Below are 5,326 nucleotides of genomic sequence, written 5' to 3' on the forward strand. Positions count from 1 at the left end.
GAGACGGAGAATAACGAAAAGGACGGGATTTGAGGGAATGACTAAGGACAGAATCGGTGGCAGCCGGACAATTAAGGCGTCCGAGTTCAAGGCGAAGTGTCTGAAGCTGATGGACGAGGTGGCGGCCAGCGGCAAGGAGGTTGTCATCACCAAAAACGGCCGTCCGGTTTCGCGGCTCGTGCCGTACCGGGAGAAACCAAAGAGCCTGTTTGGCATCGACAGAGGAAGAATCGAACTCCTTGGTGACATCATCGAGCCGCTGGATGTGGAGTGGGAAGCCGAGACCGGCAAGACCTGGGACGGCGCCAGGTGATTCTGCTCGATACGCACGTCATGCTGTGGCTGAGATTGGGTGAGGCGCAGAGGAAGAAAACACCGCACGAAGGAGGCAAGACAATGAGTGATGAAATGCGTCGAGTCATGGACGAAGCCGCAATCCGCCGGGTGATTGATCGGTATTGTCATGCGGTTGATCGCGGCAGCGCGGATGACGTGGCCGCGCTCTTTCACCCCAACGGGCGCTTAGCGGTCAGCCTTGAAGACAACGATGGGTATAACGGTCGTGAGGCCGTGCGCGAATGGTACGCGAACTACCATCGCTACTTTCGGGCCAGGCTGAGCCACCTGCGGCACAAAATTTCCAACGTCCAGATTGACCTGAATGGCGACGAAGCGCGGGTGGTGTCCTACATGGACGCCGACCTCATCGCCACAGACGAAACCACCCCGCGCCAGGCAATCGGTCGCTACGACGACCGCTTTGTCCGTGAGGGCGGAGAGTGGTACTTCGCCGAACGCGTGATTGTGGTGTATCACGCCGACGAGCGCTTGGCTGAATTGCTGAGCGCCGATTCGTAGCACTCGTCTCATAAGTTGGAGGCGGGCATCGACGGAGGAGCGCCGGTGCGGGTTCGGATTCTTATGCAGGCTGCGGCGACCTGATTTCTGCTCTGGTCACGAAGACATACGTCACGACCAGGCTTCCAAAGGGTTCACGTTTGGAGCTGCGATGTATTGGGGCTACAATGCAGGTGACGCGTCACGCTTTTGGAGAGTCACATTACAGTCGGCAGATTGCCAGAAGGAGGGATGCTATGACTACAAACCAAAACTGGTGGCCGAATCAGCTGAGCCTGAAGGCACTTCGTCAAAACTCTTCCCTGTCGGACCCGATGGGCAAGGATTTCAACTACGCCGAGGCCTTCAAGAACGTTGATGTCGAGGAGTTGAAGCAGGACATCGAACGGGTGATGACGACCTCACAGGACTGGTGGCCGGCTGACTACGGCCACTACGGGCCGCTCTTTATCCGCATGACGTGGCACGCCGCCGGCACCTACCGCATCGCCGACGGCCGGGGCGGTGGCGGCTCGGGCCACCAGCGCTTTGCGCCGCTGAACAGCTGGCCGGACAACGGGAACCTGGACAAGGCGCGCCGCCTGCTGTGGCCGATCAAGCAGAAGTACGGCCGCACCCTCTCGTGGGCCGACCTCATCATCTTCGCCGGCAACTGCGCCCTGGAGTCGATGGGCTTCAAGACCTTTGGGTTTGGCTTTGGACGCCCGGATGTCTGGGAGGCGGACGAGACCGACTGGGGGCATGAGACGACGTGGCTTGACGACCAGCGCCACGACGCCGACGGCGAACTCCAGGGCCCCCTCGGCGCCGACCACATGGGCCTGATTTACGTCAACCCCGAGGGGCCGAACGGCAACCCGGACCCCAATCTCGCGGCGCAGTACATTCGCACCACGTTCGCCCGCATGGCGATGAACGACGAGGAGACGGTTGCGCTCATCGCCGGCGGGCACACGTTCGGCAAGGCACATGGCGCCGCCCCTGAGGCCCATGTCGGCGCCGAGCCGGAGGGCGCCGGCATAGAGGCGCAGGGCTTGGGCTGGGGAAGCAGCTTCGGCAGCGGCAAGGCCGGCGACGCGATCACCAGCGGCCTGGAAGGCGCCTGGACCACCAACCCCACCCGGTGGGACAACAACTTCATGGAGAACCTGCACAACTACGAGTGGGAGCTGACGCAGAGCCCCGCCGGCAAGTCGCAGTACCAGCCCGTGAATGCGGTCCAAGCGGCCGTGGTGCCGGACGCTCACGACCCCGCCAAGAAGCACGCCCCCTTCATGCTCACAACAGACCTCTCGCTGCGGATGGACCCGGTCTATGCACCGATTTCGAAACGCTTTCTCGAGAACCCGGCAGACCTGGAGGACGCCTTCGCCAAGGCGTGGTTCAAGCTGCTCCACCGCGACATGGGCCCCAGCAGCCGCTACCTCGGCCCACTGGTCCCTGAAGAACCGCAGTTGTGGCAAGACCCTGTGCCCGACGTCGACCATGAGTTGATCGGCGAGCAGGACATCGCCGACCTCAAGGCCAAGGTCCTCGCCTCGGGCCTGTCCGTGTCCCAGCTGGTCTCGACAGCCTGGGCTTCGGCGGCGTCGTTCCGGGGCACTGACAAGCGCGGTGGCGCCAACGGGGCGCGCGTCCGCCTCGCACCGCAGAAGGACTGGGAGGCAAACGATCCGGCCGCATTGGCGGGCGTATTATCAACGCTGGAGGGGATCCAGGCGGAGTTCAACGCCGCACAGACCGGCGGCAAGCGGGTCTCCCTCGCCGACCTGATCGTCCTGGCCGGGTGCGCGGGCGTCGAGCAGGCGGCACGCGACGCCGGGCAGAGCGTGCAGGTGCCCTTCGCCCCGGGCCGCACCGACGCGACGCAGGAGTGGACCGACGTAGAGTCCTTCGCCGTCCTCGAACCCGCCGCAGACGGCTTCCGCAACTACGTCAAGGGCGGCAACGGAACAGCGGCGGCGGAGCAGCTGGTGGAGCGGGCCTGCCTGCTGACGCTGACAGCTCCCGAGATGACGGCGCTGGTGGGCGGCCTGCGCGCCCTGAACGCCAACACCGGACAGTCCGCACACGGCGTGTTCACCGACCGGCCGGGGACGCTGACCAACGACTTCTTCGTCAACCTGCTGGACATGGGCACCCAGTGGCGGGCGTCGTCCGACGGCACGTTCGAGGGTCGGGATGCGGCCACCGGAAACGTCAAGTGGACGGCCACCGAGGTCGATCTCGTGTTCGGTTCGAACTCCGAACTCCGGGCCATCGCGGAGGTCTACGGGTGTGGCGACGGGCAGCAGGCGTTCGTGCGCGACTTCGTGGCCGCGTGGGACAAGGTGATGAACCTTGATCGCTACGACCTCGGGTGATCCCAGCCAAGCGCCCGCAGCGGCCGTCTCCCGTGCAGCCGAGATGGTCAGCCCCAAGACCAACTCGGCTGCCCGCGTCGTGGAGCATTGCGGCGTCTCCGGTTCACGCCTGTCGGATGATGACAGAGCCGTGCCGGAGGCGGTGTTCCCGGCGCCATGGTCGTGAGGCCGGGCGCGTATGGTACGCGAACTACCATACATACTTTCGCGCCAGACTGAGCCACCTGCGGCACAAAATTTCCAACATCCAGATTGACCTGAATAGCGACGAGGCGCGGCTTGTGTCCTACATGGACGCCGACCTCATCGCCGAACGCGTGATTGTTGTGTATCACGCCGATGGGCGCTTGGCTGAATTACTGAGTGCCGATTCGCAGCACTCACCTCATATAGCACACCAAACGGAATCCCAATCATGCCGACAAGAGAGCAGATCATCGACGATATAAGGCGCATTGCCGAAAAGAACGGTCGGCCGCCGGGACGGGAAGTCTTTGAGAGGGAGACCGGTATCCGCATATCCGAGTGGCACGGCATCTATTTTCGAAGTTGGGGCGACGCCCTTAAAGAAGCGGGATATGAGCCCAACAAGTGGCAGGGCAAGCTCTCTTCCGAGCAGGTGCTTCGGAAATATGCCGAGGCTGCCCGTCACTTCGGGCGCATCCCCGCTGAGATCGATATCCGCATGTACTCGCGCAACCGACGGGACTTCCCTGGCCACACAACGTTCACAAATCACTTCCAGAACAAGACCGGGCTTATCGCGGCGCTGGCGAAGTGGGTGCGCGAGAACGACGACTTCGCCGATCTGATCGCCCTGCTTCCCGAACTCAAGGAGGACGAGACCTCCGCTCCGCTGACAGAGGGCTTTGTCTACCTTCTCAAATCCGGCGCCCACTACAAGATCGGTCGCAGCAAAGAGCTTGAGCGGCGCGTGAAGCAGATTAGAGCATTTTCACGCTATCTTGAGTCATGGCCGGCTGGGCGCCGTCATCAGGGGCTGCTTCGGACGGGTAACCTGGGATTCAGACGCATCGGAAATTTCTGAAAATGCTCTAGCGTCGCCCTGCCGGGGGAGGTCACTCTAGAACACGCGATCCGAACCGACGATCCACCTGGTTCGGTTCGGTCAAACAGACGGCAGGCCGGACCTTTTCTGTCGAAAGGTCGTCGAAGGGAAAGGGAACTGGAACAACTTTACCCTTGGTCACGGAAAGGCTTCCCATCACTGAGCGTATAGATATCCTCCGCCGGGTCTTTCAAAAACTCGAAAGCAGGGTTGGCGCCAGGAAAAGTGTCTCCAGCGTATCAGATATGCAGGTCAGGAATAGTCATTGCGAATGCCTCGGTTTGCATCGCTTCCTTGGAGACAGCCCCCCTTCCCCCAGAAATCCCCCCGTGCTGGCGCGCTTCCCCCTTTGCCAAAAGGGGGACTGAGGGGGATTTTTCGACACGAGGGCCGTAGTCAGAGAGAGCTGCTGAGGTTTGTCTGGGTCAAACATTGCCAAAGGGAGATACCAGCTCCCTGCCATTGCTCCGGCACAACAAATCTGAGATATACAAGCGCGTGTCTGTCCGGGAAAAACTGCGCCGCGCCCTCAGCCATGCCTTTGCCCTACCGGCCCGTTCCGTACCGCTGACGGCCGAGGATCGCGCGCTGCTGGAACACATCGCGCAACGCCTCGCCCAGCGACGCCTGGAGGCGCCGGCCATCCTGTTTCTGGAATCCGTCGGGCCGCTCAATTTCATCGGCAGCCAGGTGTTGCACGGCCTGCGTCCGTTCCTGGAGCTGGTGTGCGACTCCACCGAGCTGGAACGCCTGGCCGTCCTGCTCGAACGCCGCGACAGCCTTGAGCAGCTCAGCGCCTTGCTCTCCCACCGGGCATGAATCCGCACGACCTCAACGTCATTCTGGCCACCGACTGTGGCAGCACCACGACCAAAGCCATTCTGATCCAGAAACGCGGCCAGGAATACCGCCAGACCCACCGCGGCGAAGCCCCGACAACGGTCGAGGCGCCCTTTGAGGATGTCACCCGTGGGGTCTTGAACGCCATTCAGGAAGTCGAAGACTTGTCCGGCCGGACGATCCTCGACGGCGAGCG

At 62.4% G+C, this 5,326-nt stretch carries 6 protein-coding genes; all 6 read left to right on the top strand.

What is annotated here, in order from left to right:
- A partial coding sequence (locus tag J4F42_21535) for a type II toxin-antitoxin system prevent-host-death family antitoxin (protein MCE2488105.1) occupies positions 1-313 on the top strand: 313 nt, incomplete at its 5' end.
- A gap of 83 nt (positions 314-396) precedes the next feature.
- Positions 397-858, top strand: a complete 462-nt coding sequence (locus J4F42_21540; protein ID MCE2488106.1) for a nuclear transport factor 2 family protein — start codon at positions 397-399, stop codon at positions 856-858.
- Positions 859-1,094: 236 nt separating this feature from the next.
- Positions 1,095-3,221, top strand: coding sequence for a catalase/peroxidase HPI (gene katG / locus J4F42_21545; GenBank protein ID MCE2488107.1), 2,127 nt, complete (start codon positions 1,095-1,097; stop codon positions 3,219-3,221).
- Positions 3,222-3,636: 415 nt separating this feature from the next.
- Positions 3,637-4,269: a hypothetical protein gene (locus J4F42_21550; protein MCE2488108.1), complete on the top strand. Its 633-nt coding sequence runs from the start codon at positions 3,637-3,639 to the stop codon at positions 4,267-4,269.
- A gap of 519 nt (positions 4,270-4,788) precedes the next feature.
- Positions 4,789-5,109 carry a hypothetical protein gene (locus tag J4F42_21555; protein MCE2488109.1) on the top strand — a complete coding sequence of 107 codons (321 nt, stop codon included), beginning with the start codon at positions 4,789-4,791 and terminating at the stop codon, positions 5,107-5,109.
- Positions 5,106-5,326, top strand: a 221-nt coding sequence (locus J4F42_21560; protein ID MCE2488110.1) for a glutamate mutase L, incomplete at its 3' end; no start/stop codon positions are given. The genes J4F42_21555 and J4F42_21560, both read left to right, overlap by 4 nt.

The sequence above is a fragment of the Desulfurellaceae bacterium genome (genome assembly GCA_021296095.1).
Lineage (GTDB): Bacteria > Desulfobacterota > Binatia > Bin18 > Bin18 > JAAXHF01.

Coding starts and splice junctions, on each gene's coding strand:
- J4F42_21550 (MCE2488108.1), top strand. CDS start 3,637: ATGCCGACAAGAGAGCAGATCATCGACGATATAAGGCGCATTGCCGAA.
- J4F42_21540 (MCE2488106.1), top strand. CDS start 397: ATGAGTGATGAAATGCGTCGAGTCATGGACGAAGCCGCAATCCGCCGG.
- katG (MCE2488107.1), top strand. CDS start 1,095: ATGACTACAAACCAAAACTGGTGGCCGAATCAGCTGAGCCTGAAGGCA.